We start from the raw sequence: 25,329 nt of genomic DNA, 5'->3' as shown, positions 1-25,329 counted from the left end.
TTAGTATTCCCTGACACTACATAAAATAACTTAAGATTGCAAATACCTAAAACAAAAATGGGTATAGCCTTTTGACCATACCCATTTCAGTGATTTATAGAACAGTGGTTACAGTTGCGGTACGTACTGCTGTTTCTCAGGAACTTCAGCGTACTCAGCCACAATCTGACGGAATTCTTCGCCGTCAATGGTTTCTTTTTCGATGAGCAAATCGACTAAGCGATCGGTGACAGTGCGATGATCGCGGACAATCTTCTTTGCGTTTTCGTAGCATTCTTCCACGATCGCTCTAACTTGTCCATCAATGCGGGAAGCGATGGATTCGGAATATTCAGATCGGGTTGTCCAGTCACGACCCAAGAAAACTTCACCCTGCTGGCTTTCCAATGAAAGTGGCCCTAAGTCGGACATCCCGAACCGAGTCACCATCTGCCGTGCCATTCCTGATAACTGCTGCAAGTCTCCACCCGCACCAGTTGTAACTTCCGCAGCCCCAAAAATCACCTCTTCGGCGGCGCGACCACCCAAAGCACCAGTAATCCTAGCTTTCAACTGAGAACGAGAAATTAATCCCTGTTCTTCGTTGGGAGTAAACCAAGTTAAACCCTGTGCTTGTCCCCGTGGAATTAAGGTGACTTTCTGCACTGGATCGTGGTCTTTTAATAAAGTGCCAACTAAAGCGTGTCCAATTTCGTGGTATGCAATTAAGCGCTTACTCTTGCTATCTACTAATGGAGTGCCTTCCATACCAGCGACTACCCGATCTACCGCGTCATCAATTTCGCGGAGAGCGATCGCTTCTTTGCGTCTTCTAGCGGTCAAAATTGCCGCTTCGTTGAGTAAGTTAGCTAAATCAGCCCCAGTGAATCCAGGAGTGCGGCGAGCGATCGCATCCAAAGATACACTAGGATCTAATTTCTTGTTCCGCGCATGAACTTGTAAGATTTCCAAACGCCCTTTGATATCGGGTGCATCGACTGTTACTTGTCTGTCAAAGCGACCGGGACGTAACAAAGCTGAGTCTAGTACGTCGGGACGGTTAGTAGCAGCAATAATAATAATGCCTGTGTTACCTTCAAACCCGTCCATTTCGGTAAGCAATTGGTTGAGGGTTTGCTCTCTCTCGTCGTTACCGCCACCAATACCAGCACCCCGTTGTCGTCCTACTGCGTCGATTTCATCAATGAAGATGATGCAAGGGGCGTTGTCTTTGGCTTTCTTGAACAAATCGCGGACGCGGGATGCACCCACACCAACGAACATTTCCACAAATTCCGAACCGGAAATACTGAAGAAAGGTACGCCTGCTTCGCCAGCGATCGCTTTTGCTAGTAAAGTTTTACCAGTTCCTGGAGGCCCAACTAACAGCACTCCCTTGGGAATCCGTGCGCCTACAGCCGTAAATCGTTCTGGCTGCTTCAAGAAGGTAACGACTTCTTGTAGTTCTTCCTTAGCTTCTTCAATCCCGGCTACGTCGTCAAATTTAACCCCAGTTTTCGCTTCCATTTGGAAACGCGCTTTGGATTTGCCGAAGTTCATCGCTTGACCTGGCCCGCCGGGAAGGTTGCTAGAACGCCGGAACAAAAAGAACAGTCCGGTAATCAATAAAATTGGAAACACGAGATTGCCCAATAATCCCCAGATTGCGCCATCATTCCGCATGGGGTGAGCATCAAAACTAATATCTTTTTCTTTGAGCTTGCTAATTAACTCAGGAGCATTAACAGGCAAATCTACCCGCCACCTTTGGACGCGATTTTCGATGTCTGGATCGCGGGCTTCGATAATAGCTGTCCTACCGCCTTCGTACAGATCCACACTGCTGACGCGATCGCCGTCCAAGTATTCTAGAAAGCGACCATAAGTCATGCGGGTATTGGCTGTATTCTTGTTCATGTCAGTAGGAGCGCCTGCAAAAGCCCCCTGCCAGAAGAAAAAGCCAATTACCAAAGCCGGCAATGTCCAGAGTACTACGACTTTCCAAGAGAATTTCATCTTAATTTGCCTCTAGATGCCTATACAACTCGTTAGCCTTAGCAACCGAATGTTAATCACTCTGTCACTTTAAGCTGTTAAACGGATGTCTATAACTCCATTTTGTTTAATTTGATCTCTTACATGCACTGCCATAAGGCAATTAGAGCATTATGGCAATGCCAACAAGAATCTTAATCAAAGTTAACTTAATTTTAATACAATATTGCACGAGAAAAGGGAGTGCAACGGGATGCAAAGCCACGGATAATTTATCCACAAGGCTCCTCATGTCCTTTCAACCCCTCACAATCATCATATTTAGGGGTAGAGACGCGACTAATCGCTTCTGTAAAGACGCGATTATTGCCCTATTCTCCATTCCCTACTTAATTTCTGTAATTTTTAGAGTGTAAGGAAGGTACTTACCTTTTTCGTAGGAACCAACCCAAATTTGGTAACTTCCAGGCAGCCATTCACCAATCATGCCGGCATTTTTGCCATCAAAATCGTCATTGCACCAAGTACCACCCGGCCCCTTAATAACGATCGTGGTGTCTTCAGGACTTTGGACTTGCAGCTTCAGGTAGTCAAATTTACTTGTTAGTGCTAATGTGTGGTCTGGTGTTTCATCAACAAATCCGGTACAAGGGCCAGTGGCTGTTTCGCCTCTCCCACCTACTTTACTTCCAGGTATTGAACCACCACTCATCCCGCGAACTGTCAGGGGGTCTGGCGAAAACTGAGGGCCAATGGTGACATCTCCAAATATCGTTGGCACTTCCTGAGCATCCGTCACAGCGTTAACTGTCGATGTGATGAAGAGCGTAACTATCATCAACGATAATCTCATCCCTCTATTGAGCGCTTTTGTTGGCATTGTAATTACGTTTGCTTCTAAGTGTTTCTGAAGACATTAATTTTACACACCAAGTTCCCAAGATGAGGAGAATTGACTACCTATTTTAGATTTAAATTTAGGGATAATTCATTAGTAATTAGTCAATGATTTCTTGTTCTTATAGTTGCTCTACCTTATGGGTAGGGGCACACCTTTGTGCGCCCCTAAAATCTAAAATATTTCTAAAATTTGGAAGCGATCGCTAATTAGCTTCTGTTATTGCTCTACTCAAGCGTGACTTATCTAAACCAATCTGATTTAGTAGTAACCAAGATTGAATAAGGTCGGGGCCATGAACATCTCCAGTTAAAGCTGCTCGGAGCGATCGCATTACCAAGCCTTTTTTGACTTTTTGCTCTTTCACCACTTGTTTGATAATGTCCTGGGCGGCTGCTTCCGACAGTTGCGGCTGATTTTCTAAAGCTGTAACAATTGCCTTAAGGACAGCAGTAGAACCTTCTTGTTTAAGTTGTGTACTGCCTTCTTCGCTAAATTCAACTGTATCGCTAAAAAACAGTTGGCTTTGAGGTACTGTATCTACTAAACGAGTCAAACTTTGGCTAATTAAAGTTACTAGCTGCTCTAACCAGGGGCGTTCTCTTCCACCATCAAATTTATACCCAGATGCTTCCCAATAGGGTATAAGTAAATCTGTCAGTTTATCTACAGGCGTATGGTGGATATACTGACTGTTTAACCAATCCAGCTTGTCCCAGTCAAATTTTGCACCCGCTTTATTTACCCGCTCAAAACTAAATTCTTTGGCTGCTGTTTCTAAGGTAAATATTTCTTGCGTCGAGTCTGGTGGCGACCAACCCAACAATGTCATGTAATTCACCAAGCCTTCAGCAGTAAAGCCCATTTTCTGAAATTCGGAAATAGAAGTAACTCCATCCCGCTTAGAAAGTTTGCGCCCTTCCATGTTCAAAATCAGGGGTGTATGGGAAAACTCTGGAATTTTTGCACCCATTGCTTCATACAGCAGAATTTGCTTGGCGGTGTTGGCGATGTGGTCTTCTCCGCGAATAACATGGGTGATTTGCATATCGATGTCATCCACTACAACTACAAAGTTGTATAAAGGTTGACCGCTTCCTTCTTCTGAAGCGCGGGCGATGACCATATCACCACCTAAATCGCTACCTCGCCAAGACATTTTTCCCCTTACTAGGTCGTTCCAGACAATTTCCCGCCCATCTTCAATTTTGAAACGAATTACAGAAGAACGACCTTCGGCTTCAAAAGCGGCGCGTTGTTCTGGCGTGAGGTTGCGGTGACGGTTGTCATAGCGGGGAGCTTCGCCTCTAGCTTTTTGGCCTTCTCTAAGGGCCTCAAGTTCCTCGCTGGTGGTGTAGCAGCGATAGGCTAATCCTCTATCTAACAGTTTTTGTACTGCTTCTTTATAAAGATCCAGGCGTTGGGATTGGAAAAATGGCCCTTCATCCCAGTTCAAACCTAGCCAGCGCAATCCTTCAAGAATATTGTCGGTGTATTCGGGACGCGATCGCTCCAGGTCTGTATCTTCTATTCGCAGAATAAACTTCCCGCCCTGGTGACGGGCAAATAGCCAGTTAAATACAGCCGTTCTAGCTGTACCAATATGTAAATTTCCGGTTGGACTCGGCGCAATACGGACTCTAACAGTCACAGTTAATTCTCTCTTTTGCAAAGCATGATAAATGTAGCTTATATTCAAACCCTGAATTCTGAGTCAATCCCTTTGAATTCGGAATAAAAAATCACCGAAGTTCATTTCGGCGATTAACTATTTATAAATTTAGAACGGGACTGACGGGGCTCGAACCCGCAACTTCCGCCGTGACAGGGCGGTGCTCTAACCAATTGAACTACAGTCCCTTGTTTGTCCAACTTTGCTATTATCACTATTTTTTTCTAACTTGTCAAGTGTTTTGGAGTGGGAAATTAAGAATCATTTTTGCCCCGTTTCTCTAAGGTGCGAATTTACCGTTAAAACCTTGATAAAACAACCTGGGGCTTGGATTCCAGATGTTGCAATATCCGGGATTGCATTTGTTTATACTGCTGCTTTAATAGCTGTTTGCTCAATTGGGGCTGAGAAGTTGGTGGTAGACGATGAGCCTGTTGCACCCAGGTTTTCAACATTTGTCGCTGAGTTAGTTCAATCGGACTGCTGAGAACGCTGGTGCAGGAATGTGGTACTTCCAGAGTAAAGAAAATCAAAGGATAGTGTTCATTTTCAGCCAGTAAACTTACCAGCCTAAGATTTTGAGGATTTTGCATATCTAAGTAGCAGGGTAGCCACTTAGGAGTCAGTTGCCGATTGTAGAGTACAGTCACCCACAACAGCATTGGGTGAGGGGATGTCATGAAAATAAACTGGTTATAACGGTTAGAAACCGTATAGTTTTTGATTTCTTGTTTAGGTAACATTAACCATAGTGCTGTTATAAATCCTTGTGGGGTATCTAGAAGCTGGGGAAAAACAATTTCTTGAATTGGTTTATTTTGAGGCCATAAAAGTTGCCGAAAGCTTTCTTCTAGTGTGATTGCTAATCCCGAATCTAAGGGACGGCTAAGGATAGAATTAGAAGCTAAATCTGTAGGTAAGCCCGGACAATCTGACTGTTCTAAACTATTTAATACTTGCAAAATTTGAGCGATATTTTGTGGGCGATCGTTTGCCTTTTTTGCAAGACAAGACATGATTAAATTATTTAGCTTCTGAGGTATTTTCAGAGTAGGTTTAACATCTGCGATCGTTTTTGGTGCTTCAAAGTGATGTGCTTTATACCAAGCACCAAAGTAATCCGTTTCTGGCTCCCAGGGTTTTTTCCCTGTAAGCATTTCAAACATCATTACACCTAAACTATAAATATCAGAACGACTATCTAATTTTTCCCCATCTAGCTGTTCTGGAGAACAGTAAGGCAAAGTGCCATTAAATCCTCTACTTGTACTGGCTGTTGATGCATAATTTAAAAATCTAGCAATTCCAAAATCGAGGATTTTAACTAACTGACCCAATATTGGATCGGGAATAACTAATATATTGGCAGGCTTGATATCTCGATGAACTAACGGACAAACTTTTCCATCAATATTAATACCTTGATGGGCGCACTGTAAGCCTAAACAAATTTGGCGAGAGAGAGTCAAAAATATCGACAATGGTAGCGGAATTAAATCTTTTAAACTCTTACCACTTAGATATTCCATGACATAATATGGTTTTCCTTTTTCATTTACACCATAATCATACGCCCGCACTATATGTAAGCTCTTTTGACTCAAAGCCGCACTCATCAAAGCTTCACGAGCAAAATCTTGTTGCATCTTGCTATCGACAACAGTCTGAGTCAAAAACTTGATAGCAACTGGTATACCTCCTAACAAAATATCATTTGCTAAGAAAACTTCACCCATACCACCGCTACCAATTAATTCCTTGAGTTGATAACGATTAGCAAGCAAGCCCGTACTATTTGGAGATATAAATGGGCTTTGATTCACTTTATTCACCTCTGCTACTGAGTCTATTTAAAGATAGCAATATACACATAAAAATATGCTTAGGTAATAGTGGTAAGTTTTTTGATTTTGAGCCGCAAACTTTCAAGAATGTGATAGAAGCTTAAAAAAAATATCCAAAAATTTAGCCATCCAATTTTTTAAACCTTCTTTCTCAGCTTTTTGATCTGTAGTTAACTTTTGTAAAATGTCTGATTTCAACTTTTCGTACTCTGTTTTTAGAAGACTTTTGGCTTGATTAGACAAAATTAACTCATTTGACTGTTGACTCATATCTAGCCAATCTAGAAGTTGCTGGCGCTGATTAGCTGTGAGGCTTAAAGTCGTTACATGAGAGCAACGATTTGGATCTTCTAGGGGAAAAAATAGTAGATGATAATACCCTACCTCTGCTAAACTTCGTGCTATGTTCTGCCCTTTATTATCTTTCAAATCTAGAAAATAAGGTAGCCACTTAGTCATAGAAGGCTGGGCATCGTATAAGACTGTTATCCACAATAACATCGGGTATATGTTAATTTGACTAATAAATTCAGTGCCATGTACTTTATCCAAAAATTTTGTAATTTCTTGTTTGGGCAACATTGCCCAAAAAGTTGGTATAGGTCTTTGAGGAGTTTGTAGTAAATGGGGAAAACCAATTGCACCAATTGGCTTATTTTTAGGCCAGTTTTTCTGTAAACACTCTTGTTCTGACAATAAAGTTGCAGGGACTAATTGAACCGGAAGTGGGAGTTTAATAATCTCACTACTCTTGTTAGGAATAACATCATTAATCTGATTATTAACCTTTTCTAATTCTTCTAATATTTGGTTAATATTTTGCGGGCGATCGCTTACTTCTTTCGCTAAACAACTCATCAATAATTTTTCTAATACTTGCGGTATTTTGACTTGCGGATTCACTTCTTCAACTGTAGGTGGCATTTGAAAGCGATGCGCCTGATACCAAGTACCAAAAGAGTTACTTTTTGTCTGAAATGGATGTTTTCCTGACAGCATCTCAAACATTAGTACTCCCAAACTATAAATATCAGAGCGGACATCTAGCAATTTACGCCCTTCCATGTGTTCTGGAGAACAGTAAGGTAAACTGCCAATAAAAGAATCTGTCAGAGTCATCCCACTTCGTTCTGTTAAAAATTTGGCAATGCCAAAATCTAGTATTTTAACAATTTCTCCTTGTTTACTATCTTCAGTAAGGAATATATTTTCGGGTTTTATATCTCTGTGAACAATGGGATAAATCTCTCCTTTGAGGCTGATACCTTGGTGGGCGCATTGTAAGCCTAAACAAATTTGATTACAAATCTCCAAAAACTTGGGTATTGTTAAGGGTTGAATTTTAAGAATTTGTTTGAGATTTTTCCCTTGAAGGTATTCCATTACAAAAAAAGGGGTTTTATCTTCAGTAACGCCATAACTTAAAATGCGAACAATATGTTTACTTTTACGCCCCAATTGAGCGCCAATAAAAATTTCTCTGGCAAAGCGTTGGGACATTTGCTGATTTGCCAAACTGAGTGATAAAATTTTGATTGCGATCGGCATAGAACCTTTAGCACTATCTTCTGCTAAATAAACTCTCCCCATCCCCCCTTTACCGATCAAATCTCTGATTAAATAGCGATTATTTAAAAATTGCCCAATATAATCGTCTAATTCTGCTTTTTGCCCTACCATATTCTCAGTTTTTTTTTGTGGCATAAAAATCATTTATGAAAAATATTGTTGGCAAATTACTTTAATAAGTATAGTTAAGCACTAATTTTAAATTTAAAAAAATATCATAATTTGTAGGAAATTAATCATCCACCGCCATCAAGGTTAATCTGGTTGCAAAATTTTCTAAACATTATGTAACATATTTATTAAGGAATACGGCTGAGAAATTACACGGAAACTACGAATAGGCTAGATAAAGTTGCCTAATAGATTCCGTGAATACACAGGAATAAGTAAATAGCATTAAAAGTGCGATATCTCTGTACAGTTAGCGGTTGAGATTCAGTAGTAATCGCCGAAATAATCTACTCAGTGGTGTTTCAATTTTCATTTTAAAGGCTAGTATTTGAGTCCGTTGTAGTGAGTTAAAATTGTTATCACTGACAAGAATTAATGATTGTTGACCATCGGGTAGTTTGGGGCCAAGAGTTAAGCCTTCAATGTTGTCTAGCAGTACATCTAGACTTCTCAAATCTAACAGTAGTTTTTTATGAACTGGTTTAATATTTTTCGAGTCAACTGCTAAAAGGCTATCAATATTGTGAATATCATCAGATCCTTCTAAAGAAACTTGAAACAAGGAAATAGCAAATCCTAAACCAGTAAAAGACCGTTCTAAACTTAGGAAGTGTCCTTGATTATCGAGAGCAAGTAAATCAGGTAATCCACTAGCAAATTTGCCAGTCAGATCTAAAAAGGGTGCAACGGCTTCTGTTTGGTAAAGGAATTCTTTTTCCGGCTGGTTATTAAGCAAGTTATATTGCAAGATGTGGCAAGGACTACCGATGTGAGGTTTAGCGGCGATACCATCTTGAATTAAAGCATTTTCAGTGGCTGTAAATAGATGGTTTTTATCGGGTGTGATAGTAAGGCTTTCAAAAGCCAAATTGTTGCGGATACCTTGTTTACCACTTTTATCTGGCAAAAATTTGTTTGGGATGGTAAATGTCGTAATTTCTTTGCCAGAAGATAGTGAAAACTCTTTAATAAAAGGATTAATTAGTTTTGCCACATCACCCTCAGAAGAAATAAACACAGTTGATTTATTAGTTAAGGCAATACCTTCTGTATCAGTTTCACCAGGGCGAAATGTTTGACCCTTTTCATTTAATAATGTGGTAATATTGACAGCAATAACTCCGCCTTTTCGCAGATAACCCTTACTTAAGTCTATTTTTAGGGTGTAGAAACGGGCAGCAGCTTTTTGTCCCCGATCGTCAGAGATAGCATAATAAAGGTTTTTTTTTGCATCATAGCTAATTCCAGACAAACCTCCTACTTCAGTTTTTTTTAAAATTAAACCTTTGGGCATAGTAGCTTCACCGATAAAGTCTATGCTACTAATTTCAACAGCATTTAACGATAATTTATTAAATAAAAAAATGATACCTAAAATTAGAATTGAGGAGAAAATAATTCGGGGAATAGGAAATACTTTTTTAATTAGTTTCATAGATATTTTTGTTAGAATTTGAATATAATCTTGAATTTAGTGTCGTAGCAAAAGAGGAGTGCTAGAACAAAAAATAGCAACAGCTACCTCCAATTTATCAAGCGATCCAGAAAATTTAGTGCTGATAAATATCTGTTGCAAATATAAACAGATTACATCAACCTTAGCCCCTAGTTAACCCGACTGCAAAGCAAAATTTAATTAGTACAATTTAAGAGGATGTTTTAAAAGTATTTCGCCGTGATTTTAGACACTTAGCGATCCCCCCTAACCCCCTTAAAAAGGGGGAAGAATCAAAGTCCCCCTTTTTAAGGGGAGCCACTGCGGTCTTGGGGAGACCCCAAGACCGCAGTGGCGTGGATTTAGGGGGATCTAGAACGTTTTAATACCTACAATAGGACTTTTCAAACATCCTTTAAGGTAGTATTCACACTTACCAAGCGAAAAGCGATCGCAACATAGAAAACATTCATCAGTAACGTAGATATGGGGTTAGTAACCAGCCAAATCTGATCTTCAGTGTTGGTTGCTCAATACCCACTCAATAGCAAAACACCATTTTTCGTCACAACAGCCTTCTAATGGAGCGTTGTTGCTGGAGTGCTAACCGATATAATAGCCTGGATATTCTTTAAAAATTGGCAGCTAATCACTCTTGCCTTAGCGTCCTTTGCGGTTCGATATCCTAAACCATGTCCACTCAACCTATAATCCAAAGCATATATACCGATGGCGCTTGTACCGGGAACCCTGGCCCTGGCGGTTGGGGAGTTGTCGTCTACTTCAGCGATGGCTCAATCCACGAAATGGGCGATGCATCCCCTCATACCACCAATAATAAAATGGAAATGCAAGCTGCGATCGCAGCCCTCCAATTCCTGCAAACATCTCAACAAGCTGAACAAATTACGCTCCATACCGATAGTGAATACCTGATAAACTGCGTTACTAAGTGGGTGAAAGGCTGGAAAAAGAAGGGCTGGAAAAAGTCAGATGGTAAACCCGTCCAAAACCAAGAGCTTTTGGAAAGTCTTGATGAACTCAATACCCAACAGGTAAAATGGCAACACGTCCGAGGACATTCTGGTAACATAGGTAACGAACGTTGTGATGCGATCGCTCGCAGCTATGCTAGTGGCAAAATCCCTTCCCTACAACAACTAACTCCTGCAAATTTTTATCAATCTTTACCTTCCAGAAATGAACTAAATGTAGCAAAAGTAGCTGATTATGAAAAAAACTCTCGAATAATTAACCAAAGTCCGCAAGAAATCAGTACTTCTGCACCAGAAATAACCATTATGGAACCATCAACTGGGCCAACTGCGGCCACAACCGATGAAAAACCGCCAGAAATTAGGGTTTCGCAACTCCGCAGCTTGGTCGAAACTCTGCGTATTGCTGACGAAATTTCAGAAAAAGGCTACTTAATCACCAGTTCTGAGTTAGCAGACTTGATGGATGTCCATGCCAGCGCTGTTACCAGTCGGGGAGATCAATGGCGCTGGCGAAACTGGATAGTGTCACGGGTACGCCGTGAAGGAAATCAAATTCTTTGGGAACTGGAACGCGGGGATCGAGTCGGAGGTGAAGAGGAGTAGGGGCAAGGGGGTAGGGGAAGAATAACTATTGCTTATTGAGCAATTCCCAACTCCTAATTCCCAACTATATATATTTGCGTCCTCGCCACTCGCGTGGCTTGCGGAACGCAGATAAGAAAATTCGCAGCACAGCTAAGGGATCGGCTAAAGGGGAAAGCCAGAATAACCAACCGCCTTTAGCACTTTTGCGATCGTAAGAGGGGGCGATCGCAAAAAGCATCGCAAAGCGAATCACCATCAAGAATAAATTCAGTCCCAGCAGAAGGAGTGGGGGAGTGTTGAAATGCGCGAGTGGGGGAGAAATCAATAAAAAAGTGGGGACAATTAAAAGGGGTAGACCTTGAACAGATGTGAGTAGCCATAAATCTCCCCACAACTGAGAACGAGAAGTTGCATCTTTAAGGTCGAGACTCCGCCCCCACTCTTTCCACGTCTCCATCGCCCCTTCATACATCCGTACCTTCAGCACCTTTGCACCATCTAAAAAGCCCACTTTATACCCTTGAGCAGCAATATTTCGTGCCAATGTGACATCATCACAAAAAGAACTACTTGCACTGCTATAGCCACCCACAGCAGCTAAAACGGAGCGACGACACAAAAAACACTGTCCATTTGCCATCACCCGTTCGGGCTGCTCTGCATTGATCCCAGCAGGGTCAAATCGGTAAAGCAGAGTCATCAACAAAGCTGGTTGTAGCCAGCACTCCCCTGGATATTTAAGGATAAACTGAGGTGAAAGGGAAACTAAGTCATAATCTTGTGCTTCGGCCGTTTTTACTAAACCAGCAACCAAACCAGGATGTGGTTGAATATCAGCATCTAGTCCCAGAAACCACTGACTACCTTCAGAACTATATAGAAAACCGTTATGCAACGCCCAAGGCCGTCCCACCCAACCAGAGGGTAAGGGATCGTCTGTCATCACGCGAAAGCGCGGGTCTTTTTGCTGTATCGCTTTTACTAAGTCGGGTGTCCCATCACTGGAGTTACTGTCTACAACAATAATTTCTCGAACTTCATAACTTTGCTGACTTAAACCAGCCAACAGAGGGTTAATACGAAGTGCCTCGTTCAATGTGGGAACAACAACGCTAACCCTACCTAAAAGCTTTGGTGTCGGCTGTTGCGGTTCTAGTGGGGGCAGCCGTCTTGGCCCCTTTAGCAGACGCGAAAACAGAATTGCCGTTGCTGGTACTTGGATAAGTAGCAATAAAAGTGATATGGCACTTTCTACTATCAAAGCGTTGTCTACTGTTGTCAAAATACTTATCAATTAAAAGTGCGACTATACAAAATAAATGGGCATTGGGCATGGGGTATGGGGCATTGGTTATTCCCCTCCCTAGTCCCCAGTCCCCAATCTCTAGACTATTTCAAGGCAACTTCAACCTTTGCTACTGATACTTCTTTGCTTATTGGTTCAACAGCAACTTCAGTGGGTGTGGTTGAACTCCTTAACCACAGCGCCACGGCGGGAACCACACCAAGAAATAAGCCGAGTAATACAGGAATGGAGAACCCAGCTGCCAAACTTAGTCCGGCGGCGAAGGCAAAGTTAGTTAAATAAACGACTAAGGGTAGATTAAGTTGCGATCGCTCTAATTTAATCGATGTATTTCTCCACAACAAGCCTGCCACACTCATAAACAGGGCGCTAGTGCCAAACCAACCTGCATAATTCTGGTAAGGTGTTCCAAAGAAAGCTCCTGGTTGTTCCCAATACCAAAAAGGCAGAGAAGTTTGACTCATAGCTGGCTCAAGGGCAAAATCCCAGCAAGTGAAGAGTAAAGCACCAACGGCTATAGCTGCAATATGGCGACCCCAACTGGGTTTTTGAGCCACTTGCAAACCAGTTCTCGCAATTAAATAAGACGACAGCCCAACATAGAACCAAGACAAAGGAATTGTGAAAGGAACTAGCCCCGCAATCTTATAACCCAAGCCACTCAAGTAGCTATAATCACCAAATGGAAAACCTGTGCTGGTTCCCAGTAGTTCACTTCCCAAAGAGATAAACATAGCCGGCAGCATGAATGCTAGCCAAGTTCCCAATCCTAGCGTCCGGTAGGCATAAATAGAAACAGCTATTGTCCCTAAGATGATATCAACTACACCACCGCCAGCCATACTTAACTGTACGGCAGTTTCTCCAACCTGCGATAAGTTGAAGATTATTTCGGCATTAGGTACGACCAGTAGCATCCCTACCAGTCCAAAGGCTTTTGACACGATATGACCAATCAGGCATACGCGTTCAGCGATAACAAGTTGTCTCATGATAATTCCTTAACAAGATGTGACACGCGGCTACTCGGCTGCTAACAGTTTACAAATGTTTAACAACATATTTAAATACTTTGTGCCGCAATTTTCTACAAACTTGTTTGACTTTCTTGGGAAGAGCATAACAGCCTATTGATTGAAGCTATAAGAAATATGATCATAAACCTACTAGTGTAAGCTATATACTCAAAATCTATGTGATTTCATCTGCAAAAACTTCTAGTTTGTTATCCCACAGATACCCCTATGGTGAAAAACCCCTTTCATCCAGGCATCTTCACTTGAGGAAAGATAACAATCATAGATTAACCAAGTCTGAAAGTAAAATAAAGTGTTTAGCTAAATCTGATAGAAGCCCCACATTCCAACCGTTCGAGGAGCCTTACATTTACGTAGCTGGCGATCGCAGGAGAAGGTGCGTTTGGCAAGTGTGAAGAATGACACATTCACGCCAGTAAATCACACCAGGGGCTAGGAATCATACCGTAATCTAGAAGTTGTCGATGAATAATTTCTAACTTAATGACTAACAGACGGCAATTTTTAAAAGGGGTGGCAGCACTTTCTAGCTTATCTTTAGCTGGTTGTGGCTGGAGGCTGGCTGAAGTCCGCGCTAATTCTAATACTTCTAGTCAGCGTGACCAACTTTATATTTTTACCTGGACACAATATACTGACCAAAAATTACTGAGAACTTTCAATACCCAAACCGGTATGAAAGTGCTAGCGGACGTATATGATTCCAATGATGTCATGCTGGCTAAGTTGCAAGCTGGAGGTGGTGGTACTTACAGCATCATCTACCCATCCGATTACATGGTGCAGAAGATGGTAAACAAGGGTTTGTTAACAGAAATAAATCACGATCGCTTAATCGGTTTAGAGAATTTATTCCCCCGGTTCCAGAATCCTAGTTATGACCCCAATAACCGTTACAGTATCCCTTTTAACTGGGGGACAACAGGTTTTCTGTACAATTCCGAAAAAATCAAAGATACACCACAAGACTGGGATTACCTTTGGCAGAATCAAAAGGAACTTAATCAGAGAATGACCTTGCTTAATGACGTTCGAGAGGTGATGGGTGCGACGTTACGGATGCTAGGTTATTCTTACAATTCCAAAAATGAACCAGAAATCAAACAAGCTTATGAAAAGTTGAAGGTGTTAAAACCTGCGATCGCCCGTTTTGACACCGATGCTTGGCAAAATCAAATTCTGGCAGGAGATTTACTATTGGCAATGTGTTATTCAGCAGATGCAGTGAAAATCTCTCAAGAAAACCCTAAACTCAAATATGTGATTCCTCGCAGTGGTTCTTCATTATGGACAGATACTATTGTAATTCCCAAAGCATCTCCCAATTTGGATGGAGCCTATGCTTGGATTAACATGATTTTGCAACCAGAAATAGCCGCTCAAATCAGTAAACGTCTGAGTGTTTCTACGCCTAACAAAGCGGGATTTGAGCAATTGCCAAAAGTCATCCAAAACAATGGTAATTTATTTCCCTCAGAGTCACTTTTAGCAAATTGCGAACGAGTTACTCCTGTAGGAGACTTTGAAGAGGTTTACGATCGCTATTGGACTCAATTAACTAGCAGCTAAAATAGTTAGGAGTTAGGAGTTATAAGTGATGAATATTGGAAAAAATGATATTTCTCAAATAGAAGATTTGCATCGGCTGCGAGGAAATTGGCTGCAACCTTTGATCTTACTTGCACCATCGGGGATTTGGTTATTACTTTTGTTAGTGCTGCCAACGTTGATAATTTTCGAGTTAAGTTTAGTTGCAGATATTCGGCCGGGAGATTTGGTTAATCCCAATGGATTTCAAAACTACGTCCGAATATTCGATCCGCTTTATGTGCAAGTGATTGGGCGATCGCTATTTTTTGCGTTTGGTACCACCATAATTTGTTTAATTTTTGGCTTCCCCGTCGCCTATTGGATTGCTCAAATAGCGCCGCAACGTTGGCGAAATTTGCTGCTATTAGGCTTTGTTTTGCCTTTGTGGACTTCCTCGTTACTTCGCTCCTATGCTTGGATTACAATTCTTCGTCCTACTGGTTTATTCAACAGTTTACTCAGCACTTTCGGTTTGCCTACCTTGCAATTACTTAATCAGAGTCAAGCTGTATTTATTGGTATGAGTTATAGCTTGTTACCCTATATGGTTTTGATTTTATATGCTTCTCTCGAAAAACTAGATAAGCGGTTGTTAGAAGCGGCTGCTGATTTAGGTGCAAATCCAGTGGAAACTTTTTTTCAAGTAACTGTACCACAAATTTTGCCTGGAATTGCGGCTGCTTCGATGCTTGTATTCATCACAGGCTTGGGGGATTTTGTCGATCCAGAATTACTTGGTGGTGCTTCTAGTATGACGGCGGCACGGTTAATTTATAACCAGTTTCTGGGAGCAACCCAAAATTGGGGATTTGGTTCGGCTTTAAGTATGACGTTAATTTTGCTTGTTAGTATTGCGATCGCACTTTTAATTAAGTTTGGCGAACCTGCACCCAAACATTAAACTTTTCGTCACTCATTTATAATAAGGGCATCAAACGCCAGCGAGACAACGGTTATGCTCTCACCCGATCTCAAAAATGCGTTACCAACGACTGATGAACTCCCATGTTCAGACGATACGCCAGTGGATAACGAAGATCAAAACTTTTTACCCAACATTTTACTATTCTTACTCAACTCCATTTGGGCAAATCGCCTAGATTGGTACTTCGGAGTAGATATGGGAGTATATCACACCACAGGAGTAAATCCCAGAGTACCTGTAGTGCCAGATGCTTTTTTAAGTGTGGGAGTAGAACGGAAAAAGGGTGGCAAATCACGCAAAAGTTATGCGGTTTGGGAAGAAAATGGGATAGTTCCAATATTCACATTAGAAATGGTATCCCACACCCCTGGAGGTGAATATGAAGAGAAGCTAGATATATACAGAAAACTGGGTGTATTGTACTACGTAATTTATAACCCTGAATTTTGGCGACGCGACCAACATCAACCCTATGAAGTGTATAAGTTGATAGATGGAAATTACCAACTACAAATAGGTGAACCTTATTTGATGCCAGAGGTTGGGTTAGGTATTGGGCGACACCAAGGTGTAATTGCCGGGATACAACAGGAATTTTTATGTTGGTATGATGAGCAAGGAAACCGTTATTTGACAGATGCAGAACTAGCACAACAGGAGCGACAAAGGGCTGAACAGTTAGCGCAGTATTTACGTTCTCTAGGTGCAGATCCAAATAATCTACCTGGTAATTAAAGCGATCGCGTCCCAAGGGTTGATACACTTTATCGGTAAACCATGCCTCTCTCCCCACTGTCGCATCACTTAACTTAAACTCTCACAGATAACTTACCAATAGCACCAAACTAAAATTAATCTTAATTTTAATGATTTGTCACTATGAGCAAATGATTTAAATCATCTGCATTACTATTGATTAGACCCTTAATTGTAGAAAGAAACTCATTTTCTAAATAAGGCTTGGTTAAATAAGCCTTTGCTCCTAATTCTTGGGCAAGCTGGCGATGTTTTTCAGCACTGCGAGAAGTGAGAATCACTACAGGTATTTTTGCTAATTTGGGGTATTGACGAAAATTGCCTAACAACTCAAAACCATTCATTCGTGGCATCTCTAAATCTGAGACAACGACTTGAATTTCTGGATGTAACTGCAACTTTTCTAAAGCTTCTACACCATTTTGAGCTTGTATTACTTGATAGCCAGATTTTTGTAGAGTGAGAGAGATAGTTTGGCGTAGACTAATCGCGTCATCTACTACTAAAACAACTTTTGGTAATTTATTCTCTGACTCTTGAGCATAACTAGGTTGGGTTTCTATGGTTTTTGTGGAAGTATATGCAGGAAGTAATGGCGTAGATTCAAAAGTTTCTCCCAATATCGCCAAGGCTTTTTTATTTGAGGGAGAAGCAATTGGTCGCGCCATGATATCAAGTGTTGTTTGTTGGAGCCTGTTAGACTCTAGCAACAGGGAAGCATCAATCACTAAGATAAGATTACCATTGGGTAAACTACTACAACCATAAATATATTTTGGCTGTGCGATCGCATTTCCTAAAGGTCTGATTACCAGTTCTTGTTCACCAATGATTTGGTCAACTTCCAAAGCAAACATTCCTTGATTTCGTCGGAGCAGAAGCACCGGATTTTTCGCTATGCTTGGGTCGTCAGTATTTGATGTGTTGTATAGAGCAGGACTATTCAAGGATGAGTCATTATAATTAATCAATTTTGAAAGTTGACGGAGGCTAACCATAGTCTCATCATTGTCTGTGTTCCAATGCAAGACTTTTTGCCCTTCAATTTCTTTAATCTGCTGCTCGGAGGGAATCAATATTTTTTCGATACTGTCCAAAAGAAGGGCATAAATAACACCTTGAGCTTGAACTAGCATTAATTTTTCTGTAGTCATAGAAAAAGGAATTTTGAGCATGAATATTGTTCCTTGATTGGGTAATGATTGTACTGAAATTGAGCCATTAAGTGCATTCATCTGAGTCCGAACAATATCCAACCCCATACCGCGCCCAGAGATTTCAGTCACTTTATTAGCGGTAGAAAATCCAGGTGAAAATATCATATCTAAAAGTTCAGGTTCGGCCAGATTAGAAGCATAACTTTTGGTTTTTTCTTCAGTTTGTATGGGATAGAATTCAGCAGCTTTTCTGCGAATTCTTTCCAAATTCAATCCCTGACCATCATCCCGAACTTCGATAACAGTTTGGCTACCCTGATGATAAGCGCGGATTTCGATTAACCCTTGTTCTGGTTTACCAAGCTCCCGGCGAAGTTGCGGAGCTTCAATCCCGTGGTCAAAAGCATTACGGACTAAATGTAATAAGGGATCGTACAGCTTTTCTGCGATCGCTTTATCTACTAGTACCTCAGTACCAGTAAGCTTCAATTCTACAAGTTTGGCATAAACATTCCCAAACTTATCTACCATGTGGGGGAAACGATTTAAGATATTGCCCAAAGGCAACATTCGTGCTTCTACTAAGCTCTCTATAATATTAAGAGTTAAATTCTCTTGTTTGTTACTAATTTGAGTAGCTTGCGTCACGAGCAATTCAAGAGATTCTGTAGTTTCTTGTAGTTGCAGCGTCTCTTCTATTGCTTCATGCAATGTCATATGAAATTCTGTATATATATCCATTTCTAAAGAGTCAAATTTTACCGCAAAATTTTGCGTTTGTTGTGAGGCAAAATTTGGTATTTGTAATGGTAAATCGCGTAATTCATTTAAAGTTATTTGATGTCTAGTGATTTGCCGGATTAATTGTTCAATGATTTCTTGGACTTGTTCATCTTGCAAACTACGCCGTTTTTGATAAATTAGCAATTCTCCAGCTAGATAGTTTAGATGTTGCAGCCTCTCTGTATCTACTCGAATAAATGAAGGCTGACGAAAATTTTTAGTTTGAACATACTGTGATTTATCTTCTATTTCTTTGTTTACTTGTGTAGCTAAATCAGGTATTACTTCAATAGCTGTTTCAGGAACATCTATAGCTACCTGCTCATTGACAGTTAATAAATCAAGCTTTTCTGGAGAATGTTCAGTTGGAGTAGTAACCACTTGCTCTGTAAAACTTTGGCTAGCTTCTTCTCCCCATATTGCCTCTAGGAGGTTATCAGTTGTTTGATAAGAGACAGATTGGGGTATTTCTTTAATAGCTAATAGTGATTGTAACCTGGGACTATCAAGCCAATTTATCTCTTTACTAGTAACAGGAGGATAATTTTTATATTCTTTCGCTAATAGATGAATCCGGTTCTGTAATATTTTTATTACGGCAAGATAACTATCAAGTTTTTTGATAAAGTACTTGAATTTTGTTATTGCAAACAAGATAATCAAAATGATCCCATTTCGATAAATATAAAGACTTTGGCTATCCTCTTCATCTTGGATATAATCAAGAAAGTTTTTCAGCCATTTTCCAATATAATCAAGTAAATCATCTCTTTCTAAGCTAGGAATTAGTAATTCCAAATGAAGGTCTTTCTCTGGTATTTGGATCTCGTGATTAAACCAGCCAAAAATGTAGCGAATTACTTTTAAATAAAATTTGGCAGTTATTGGCTTTACAGTTTCGTTTTTATTATTATCAGATATAGTAAGAAATTGGTAAAATTGCTCTTCATCGAATGTATCAGTAGATAAATTATTTTGCCATTCTCCAGATAACTCCTTATTTGCGACTATCGTCAGTTTTCGTAAAGCTGGAGAAGTTGCTCCGCCAGATGTGCGATCGCCTTCTAATACCAATTTTTGTGATTGCTGTAAATCTGCAAGGGCAATTTCTGCAATTTGCTGTACTTGAGTGGGATTTGCTTGCAGGGCTGACAGAATTGTTTGAGAAATTTCTCCTAATCCAGGTAACTTTAGAGATTCTGCTAAACCGAGAAACACCTCAGCTTGAGACTGTAATAATTCGATAAAATCGTCATTATTTGGGGGATTGTTAACAGCTTCAGCAATACTATTTAGACGTTGTTTTACTCCAACTTCAAAAACGGACTGCACAATATCAAACCCCAATTCCTCAGAAGTGGGAATATGAGCCTCATCACCAAATGCGTCCCCCAGCTTTTCTTGTAATTGTGCAAACACTGAAGTTGCTCGATGAAGTAGTTCTTCATCATTAACAGTGCTGCTTATTAACTCAGTATTTAATGCTATGCTAAGACACTCATAAGCTTGTAGTAAAAGTGTTTGTAATTCAGCATCAACTTCTACTTTAGGATTATATAGAGCCTTGAATACATCTTCTAAAAAATGGGCTATCATCTTAATTACTTCTAGCCCAACATTAGCAGCACCACCTTTAAGCGTATGAGTAGCCCGCATTAAATTATGAACTTTGGCAATACTATAGTCTTCTGATAAACTCAATAGTTCTTGCTCAATAATTTGTATTAATTCCGGGGCTTCAGCTAGAAAATAGATGTATCCTTGTTCACGAATTGCAGCGTCGGTAATCATAGTTAGGAGTTTGGAGTTAGGGGTGGGGAGTTGGGAATTAAGGGTTGGGAGTTGGGAGTTAGGAGTTGATCGACCAATTGATTCTTCAGTTGTCTTGACTATTCAACTCAAAATCAGAATGATTTCGTCTGCATAGCTTATCAAACAAATACTTTTTCTCCATAATTTATATTTCCTAACTCCTAACTTCTAACTATTTTTCATTTGACTTTAAACTTGCTAGCAGTTGTTAATAAATCTTGCGCCATTCCTGATAAATCTTGAAATACAGTGGCAATTTCTTGAGACTCAGCAAAAGTCTTATTAGCAATTCCTGCTACATCTTGCATTGATTTTGTGACTGTTACAGATTGCGTCATTTGCTTTTGAGTCGCTGCGGTAATTCGCTCAATTAGTTGACTAATTTCGGCAGTTGCAGAAACGATCGCATTTAAGTTTTGGCGAGTATCACTAACTAGATTTGTGCCTTCTACTACCTGCTGAATACCAGTTTCCATCGCTACTGCAACTTCTCCGGTTTCTGCTTGAATATCCTGGACTAATTTTTCTATTTCGATGGTTGCTGCTGCTGACTGGCGAGATAAAGAACGGACTTCATCAGCTACAACTGCAAAGCCTTTGCCATATTCACCGGCACGGGTGGCTTCAATGGCTGCATTCAAAGCCAGCACGTTTGTCTGTGTGGCAAAATTACCAATCAAATTCACCACTTTGGAGATTTTTTGCGAAGATTCACTGAGGCGTTTAATCTTTTTGCTGGTTTGAGCAACGGTTTCGCGAATTCCTTGGATAGCTTGTACAGTCAGATTCATCGCGGTATCACCAGACTCTACAGTTTGGTTAGCCTGTTTTACTGCTAGTTGGACTAACTCAGCATTCGCCACCACAGCTTGAGTAGAGTCCACCATCTGTTGAATTTCACCTAATGCTGCGGTAATTTCCTCAGATTGTTGTTGCGCCAGATTAGTCAGTCCTGCTAGTGAAGACTCGCTATTGGTAGAAGTTTGGGCAACTTGTTGAGCAGCCCCTTGTACTTGAAGAACTATTTGCCGCAGTGCTTGCAGAGTATTATTATAAGCATCGGCGATCGTACCTAGTTCGTCTTCTGTAATGGGTGCGCGTACTGTTAAGTCACCGTTGAGTGCAGGTCTAAGGGCTGTTAGGAGTTGAATAGATCGTTGTTGTAGTAACTCCTTGGCTGCCTTTTCTCGTGCTGCTGCTTCTGATAATTTTGCTGACTGCCCCTGTACTTGTTGCAAATATTCGGTGTGTTGTAATGCCAGTCCTAACTGGTTGCCAATGCGTGCTAACAAGGTGACTTCTGATTCTTCCCAATCACGAGTTTCAGAGTTTTGATAAGCTGCCAGCAATCCCCACAATTGCTCCCCAGCAAATACAGGAACAATTACATAAGCTTTGACTTCAAACTGCTCTAAAATTTCAATGTGGCAAGGAGAATGACTTACCTGATAGATGTCATTTACAACAAAGCTTTCAGCCTGGGCATATCGACCTCCTTGAGTTTCTTGCAAGTGGGTATCTTCCCAGACGGTTTTGATATCGGGGCCTACCAGTTTTATCCAAGTATGACCGACTGATTCTGCTACAAATTCGCCAGTCCAATCAGGATTGAAGCGGTACACGGCGACGCGATCGCATCGCAGTAATTGCCGTACTTCTTGAGTGGTTGTTTTGAAGATTTCTTCTACATCTAAAGATTGGCGGATGCGGTTACTAATCTTGGTGACAGCTTTCTCTTGTTCTGCTATCTGAGCTAGTTTGTCAGATTTCAACCGTACTAATTCCAAATAATCTATCTGTGATTTAGCTAGGCTAAATTGCAAGCTAGTTTGAACCAAAAAGTTCACTTCCCAGGTTTGCCATTCACGGGAGCTAGAATTTTGATAAGCTGCCAGTAAACCCCACAATTTATCCCCGAAGAATATAGGAACAATCATGTAAGCTCTGGCTTCAAACTGCTCTAAAATCTCAATATGGCAAGGAGCAAGTCCTACTTTATAGATGTCATTAACGATAAAGTTTTCACCTCTAACATACCGACCTCCCTTAGTTTCTTGCAAGTAGGTATCGTCTAAAACGGTTTTAATATCAGGGCCTACCAATTTTGTCCAACTAGCACCCACAGACTCAGCCAGAAATTCGCCACCCCAGTCAGGGTTAAAGCGATAGACTGCGACGCGATCGCATCGTAGTGATTGACGGACTTCTTGAGTGGTTGTTTTGAAGATGCTATCTACATCTAAAGATTGCCGGATGCGTCCTACTATCTTAGTAAAAGCTTTTTCTTGTTCAACTATTTGAGCTAGTTGTTCAGATTTCTTATGCATTTGGTCGAGATATTCACCTTGTGAAATAGCTACGCCAAATTGCAGCCCAATTTGAGTCACAAAGCTTTCTTCCCAAGGTTGCCAATCACGAGTCCCAAAATTTTGATAAGCTCCCAGCAAACCCCATAATTTCTCTCCAGAAAATATGGGGGCAATGATGTAAGCTTTCATTTCATACTGCTCTAAAATATCAATGTGGCATTGAGCATGACCCATTTTATAAATGTCTTTGGCCACATAGCTTTCACCCTTGGCATAACGTCCTCCTTTGGTGTCTTGTAAATGGGTATCTTCCCACACCATATAAAAATCAGGGCTGACCATTTTTATCCAGCCATTACCCACTGACTCAGCGACAAACTCGCCACTCCAGTCAGCGTTGAAGCGATAAACACCGACGCGATCGCATTTTAGTAATTGACGTACTTCTTGAGTGGTTGTTTGAAAAATCTTATCGACACTTGATGCTCGGAGAATTTTGTCGATGACTTTAGCTACCGATTTTTTTGCTAGGATTCGCTGTTGTTCTTCTATTTTGAATTCAAAACTTTGCAATTTGTAAATCAGTTCTGTTGTAATTTGGGATAAGAGACTAATTTCTACTTCTTGCCACTGCCGTGTTGAGTAGCAATTATTTACTGCCAGTAATCCCCAGACTTTACCTTCTACTACTATCGGTAAACTCAAGCTAGCTTTAATTTGAAATTTATCTAGCAGTTGCTTTTGATAAGGGGTAAGTTGAATCTGATTGATATCATCAATAACTACAGCTTCTATATAGTCTTGATTGGTATATAAGCCAAAAATAATTCCGGGAATATTTTCGCCGAGAGTCGGTGTCCAGCCTAGTGTTCTAGATTCTGCTAAAACATTACCTGAATCAAGGGAAGTAAACTGATAAATTAAGGCGCGATCGCAACCAATTTTTTCTCTAATCTGCGCTACAGTAATTTTGAGTAGTGTATCAATGTCTGGGGCTTGGCGCATGTGAGTTGCGATGTCTTGCAATTGTCGTCTCCAAGTTTTAAATTCTTGAGCGATCGCATTTAACAAAGATATTTCATGGCTAGCAATATTTGCTATATTAGCGTTTCCATTCATATTTTCTACTTCAGGCATTAGATGTTCACTCTCATGGCTATTGTTATATAGAAATGTCATTGAATTAACCTCAAATTTATTATTGGTAACACTTGGATATTTGACAAATACAGATGAACTCTTATTTGGTTATCAAGGATTAAAAAGTGCCAAAATCCTATATCTAATCACTCACTATCAAAAGTTCAATTATGATTTTTCCACATAGGAGCTTGGATAATCGTAATCGCATCCAAATTAAAAATCATATCCTCGGAATCATTAATAAAATACCCTTGCAAGAAAGGTGATATTTTAGGATAAAATAATTCGGCACTTGGAGGTTTCATTTGCTGAGTATCTAGCCCTTCAATATCTATAAGTTCTCTCACCAAAAGTCCCAAATACTTACCATTGTTTTCCAAAACAATCGCCATCATTTTTGAAAGTAAATTTGCTCCTTGCGAAATTGGAGGATAACCTAACATTGCTTCCAAGTCTACTAACCAAAGCATCTCACCCCGCCAGTTATAGATACCCAAGACGCAGCTAGGCATCTGAGGAACGCCACATATTTCTGGTAATGATACTTGCAAAACTTCTGTGATATGGTGTAACGAAATTACGGCTGTATCCCTGACTCCCAAATTAAAACTTAAAAACTTTTCCTTGGTTTCCAAAGTTATCGATCCTTTGTACTTGATGATTTATCTTTAACCACTATTTGCAGTTATGCTTTAATCTGATGGTGATTCTAAATTAGAAACACTGACTTTTTTGAGTATTTATCTACTAAATTACTACTTATTAATTAGTTGCTTTACAATTACTACTAATTCGTCTCTGTCAATTGGTTTTGATAGATAACCTTCAGCACCCAACATATTACCCCAAATTTTATCTACATCGCTATTTTTTGTAGAACAGAAAACCACTGGTATTTTGCTAGTGATGGGGTTATTTTTTAGCTCTCGACAAATCTCAAAGCCACTTTTCCCTGGCAAAATTACGTCGAGAAATATTAGGTCTGGCTTATTTTTATCTATTTTGTCTTGAGCCTCTTCACTGCTTGTGGCGCTAATCACAGAATAACCTGCCTGTTGTAAGTAACGGCTGATTATCTCCATATCTGTTAAGCCATCTTCAACAACTAAAACAGTATTCATGGTAATTACCCTTGATTTTTTAAGAATGTAAACAACTTAGATATACAAATCCTAAATGATTCGTGAACAAAGACATGCAAAAGACTAGACCCTAACGCCAACGCCTTTTTTATAACCAATATTTATTTCACAATTCAAATAGAATTGCTATAAATACAAAAAATTGTATTTGTCTAATTTTGATTCAATCTTTATGTATTAACCTCAGAAGAAGTACGTAATGAAGAGAGTTTAATATATATAT

At 40.2% G+C, this 25,329-nt stretch carries 16 protein-coding genes and 1 tRNA gene; 4 read left to right on the top strand and 13 right to left on the bottom strand.

What is annotated here, in order from left to right:
* Nucleotides 1–108: 108 nt before the first annotated feature.
* From ftsH2 to V7K42_RS23005, 7 genes are all read right to left on the bottom strand, one after another.
* Nucleotides 109–1,995 (bottom strand): ATP-dependent zinc metalloprotease FtsH2, encoded by a 1,887-nt coding sequence (gene ftsH2, locus V7K42_RS23035; protein WP_334919613.1) that lies wholly within the window; start codon nt 1,993–1,995, stop codon nt 109–111.
* 364 nt (nt 1,996–2,359) lie between these two features.
* Nucleotides 2,360–2,854, bottom strand: a complete 495-nt coding sequence (locus V7K42_RS23030; RefSeq protein ID WP_334919612.1) for a hypothetical protein — start codon at nt 2,852–2,854, stop codon at nt 2,360–2,362.
* Nucleotides 2,855–3,077: 223 nt separating this feature from the next.
* On the bottom strand, nt 3,078–4,523 hold the full coding sequence (gene gltX / locus V7K42_RS23025) for a glutamate--tRNA ligase (RefSeq protein ID WP_334919611.1): 1,446 nt from the start codon (nt 4,521–4,523) through the stop codon (nt 3,078–3,080).
* A 135-nt stretch (nt 4,524–4,658) separates the two neighbouring features.
* Nucleotides 4,659–4,732, bottom strand: a tRNA-Asp gene (locus V7K42_RS23020).
* A 111-nt stretch (nt 4,733–4,843) separates the two neighbouring features.
* Nucleotides 4,844–6,367: a serine/threonine protein kinase gene (locus V7K42_RS23015; RefSeq protein WP_334919610.1), complete on the bottom strand. Its 1,524-nt coding sequence runs from the start codon at nt 6,365–6,367 to the stop codon at nt 4,844–4,846.
* A 102-nt stretch (nt 6,368–6,469) separates the two neighbouring features.
* A complete protein-coding gene (locus V7K42_RS23010) occupies nt 6,470–8,092 on the bottom strand; it encodes a serine/threonine protein kinase (RefSeq protein ID WP_442938619.1) in 1,623 nt (540 codons plus the stop codon).
* A gap of 286 nt (nt 8,093–8,378) precedes the next feature.
* Entirely contained in the window at nt 8,379–9,563 is a 1,185-nt protein-coding gene (locus V7K42_RS23005; protein ID WP_334919608.1) for an esterase-like activity of phytase family protein, read from the bottom strand.
* Between the two features lie 692 nt (nt 9,564–10,255).
* Between V7K42_RS23005 and rnhA the strand changes: the two genes are divergently transcribed.
* Nucleotides 10,256–11,164: a ribonuclease HI gene (gene rnhA / locus V7K42_RS23000; protein ID WP_334919607.1), complete on the top strand. Its 909-nt coding sequence runs from the start codon at nt 10,256–10,258 to the stop codon at nt 11,162–11,164.
* A 64-nt stretch (nt 11,165–11,228) separates the two neighbouring features.
* On the opposite strand, the gene cruG is transcribed toward rnhA, so the two are convergent.
* Entirely contained in the window at nt 11,229–12,428 is a 1,200-nt protein-coding gene (cruG, locus tag V7K42_RS22995) for a 2'-O-glycosyltransferase CruG (protein ID WP_334919606.1), read from the bottom strand.
* Between the two features lie 107 nt (nt 12,429–12,535).
* Nucleotides 12,536–13,444 carry a gamma-carotene 1'-hydroxylase CruF gene (gene cruF / locus V7K42_RS22990; protein ID WP_334919605.1) on the bottom strand — a complete coding sequence of 303 codons (909 nt, stop codon included), beginning with the start codon at nt 13,442–13,444 and terminating at the stop codon, nt 12,536–12,538.
* A gap of 528 nt (nt 13,445–13,972) precedes the next feature.
* Between cruF and V7K42_RS22985 the strand changes: the two genes are divergently transcribed.
* The 3 genes from V7K42_RS22985 to V7K42_RS22975 are packed head-to-tail and all read left to right on the top strand — an operon-like array spanning nt 13,973 to nt 16,739.
* The gene (locus V7K42_RS22985; protein WP_334919604.1) at nt 13,973–15,058 is read left to right on the top strand and encodes an ABC transporter substrate-binding protein; all 1,086 of its coding nucleotides are present in this window, start codon (nt 13,973–13,975) and stop codon (nt 15,056–15,058) included.
* 28 nt (nt 15,059–15,086) lie between these two features.
* Nucleotides 15,087–15,980 (top strand): ABC transporter permease, encoded by an 894-nt coding sequence (locus tag V7K42_RS22980; RefSeq protein ID WP_334919603.1) that lies wholly within the window; start codon nt 15,087–15,089, stop codon nt 15,978–15,980.
* Nucleotides 15,981–16,034: 54 nt separating this feature from the next.
* The gene (locus V7K42_RS22975) at nt 16,035–16,739 is read left to right on the top strand and encodes a Uma2 family endonuclease (RefSeq protein ID WP_334919602.1); all 705 of its coding nucleotides are present in this window, start codon (nt 16,035–16,037) and stop codon (nt 16,737–16,739) included.
* Nucleotides 16,740–16,867: 128 nt separating this feature from the next.
* Here the strand turns inward: V7K42_RS22975 and V7K42_RS22970 are convergent, their stop codons facing one another.
* From V7K42_RS22970 to V7K42_RS22955, 4 genes are all read right to left on the bottom strand, one after another.
* On the bottom strand, nt 16,868–20,491 hold the full coding sequence (locus V7K42_RS22970) for a hybrid sensor histidine kinase/response regulator (RefSeq protein ID WP_334919601.1): 3,624 nt from the start codon (nt 20,489–20,491) through the stop codon (nt 16,868–16,870).
* Nucleotides 20,492–20,691: 200 nt separating this feature from the next.
* Nucleotides 20,692–24,000, bottom strand: coding sequence for a GAF domain-containing protein (locus tag V7K42_RS22965; RefSeq protein WP_334919600.1), 3,309 nt, complete (start codon nt 23,998–24,000; stop codon nt 20,692–20,694).
* 125 nt (nt 24,001–24,125) lie between these two features.
* On the bottom strand, nt 24,126–24,599 hold the full coding sequence (locus tag V7K42_RS22960; protein ID WP_334919599.1) for a chemotaxis protein CheW: 474 nt from the start codon (nt 24,597–24,599) through the stop codon (nt 24,126–24,128).
* Nucleotides 24,600–24,719: 120 nt separating this feature from the next.
* Nucleotides 24,720–25,085 carry a response regulator transcription factor gene (locus V7K42_RS22955; RefSeq protein ID WP_094329653.1) on the bottom strand — a complete coding sequence of 122 codons (366 nt, stop codon included), beginning with the start codon at nt 25,083–25,085 and terminating at the stop codon, nt 24,720–24,722.
* Nucleotides 25,086–25,329 lie beyond the last annotated feature (244 nt).

It is taken from the genome of Nostoc sp. (assembly GCF_036917455.1).
In the GTDB taxonomy this organism is placed as follows: domain Bacteria; phylum Cyanobacteriota; class Cyanobacteriia; order Cyanobacteriales; family Nostocaceae; genus Nostoc.
The sequence above is the reverse complement of the archived record's forward strand: the minus strand, read 5'-3'. Positions and strand labels throughout refer to the sequence as shown.

What these genes read in the sequence shown, in the direction of transcription:
- cruF (WP_334919605.1), bottom strand. Translation starts at nt 13,444, where the DNA reads ATGAGACAACTTGTTATCGCTGAACGCGTATGCCTGATTGGTCATATC.
- V7K42_RS22985 (WP_334919604.1), top strand. Translation starts at nt 13,973, where the DNA reads ATGACTAACAGACGGCAATTTTTAAAAGGGGTGGCAGCACTTTCTAGC.
- rnhA (WP_334919607.1), top strand. Translation starts at nt 10,256, where the DNA reads ATGTCCACTCAACCTATAATCCAAAGCATATATACCGATGGCGCTTGT.
- V7K42_RS23030 (WP_334919612.1), bottom strand. Translation starts at nt 2,854, where the DNA reads ATGCCAACAAAAGCGCTCAATAGAGGGATGAGATTATCGTTGATGATA.
- V7K42_RS23010 (WP_442938619.1), bottom strand. Translation starts at nt 8,092, where the DNA reads ATGCCACAAAAAAAAACTGAGAATATGGTAGGGCAAAAAGCAGAATTA.
- V7K42_RS22955 (WP_094329653.1), bottom strand. Translation starts at nt 25,085, where the DNA reads ATGAATACTGTTTTAGTTGTTGAAGATGGCTTAACAGATATGGAGATA.
- V7K42_RS22965 (WP_334919600.1), bottom strand. Translation starts at nt 24,000, where the DNA reads ATGACATTTCTATATAACAATAGCCATGAGAGTGAACATCTAATGCCT.
- V7K42_RS22980 (WP_334919603.1), top strand. Translation starts at nt 15,087, where the DNA reads ATGAATATTGGAAAAAATGATATTTCTCAAATAGAAGATTTGCATCGG.
- ftsH2 (WP_334919613.1), bottom strand. Translation starts at nt 1,995, where the DNA reads ATGAAATTCTCTTGGAAAGTCGTAGTACTCTGGACATTGCCGGCTTTG.
- V7K42_RS22975 (WP_334919602.1), top strand. Translation starts at nt 16,035, where the DNA reads ATGCTCTCACCCGATCTCAAAAATGCGTTACCAACGACTGATGAACTC.
- V7K42_RS23005 (WP_334919608.1), bottom strand. Translation starts at nt 9,563, where the DNA reads ATGAAACTAATTAAAAAAGTATTTCCTATTCCCCGAATTATTTTCTCC.
- V7K42_RS22970 (WP_334919601.1), bottom strand. Translation starts at nt 20,491, where the DNA reads ATGATTACCGACGCTGCAATTCGTGAACAAGGATACATCTATTTTCTA.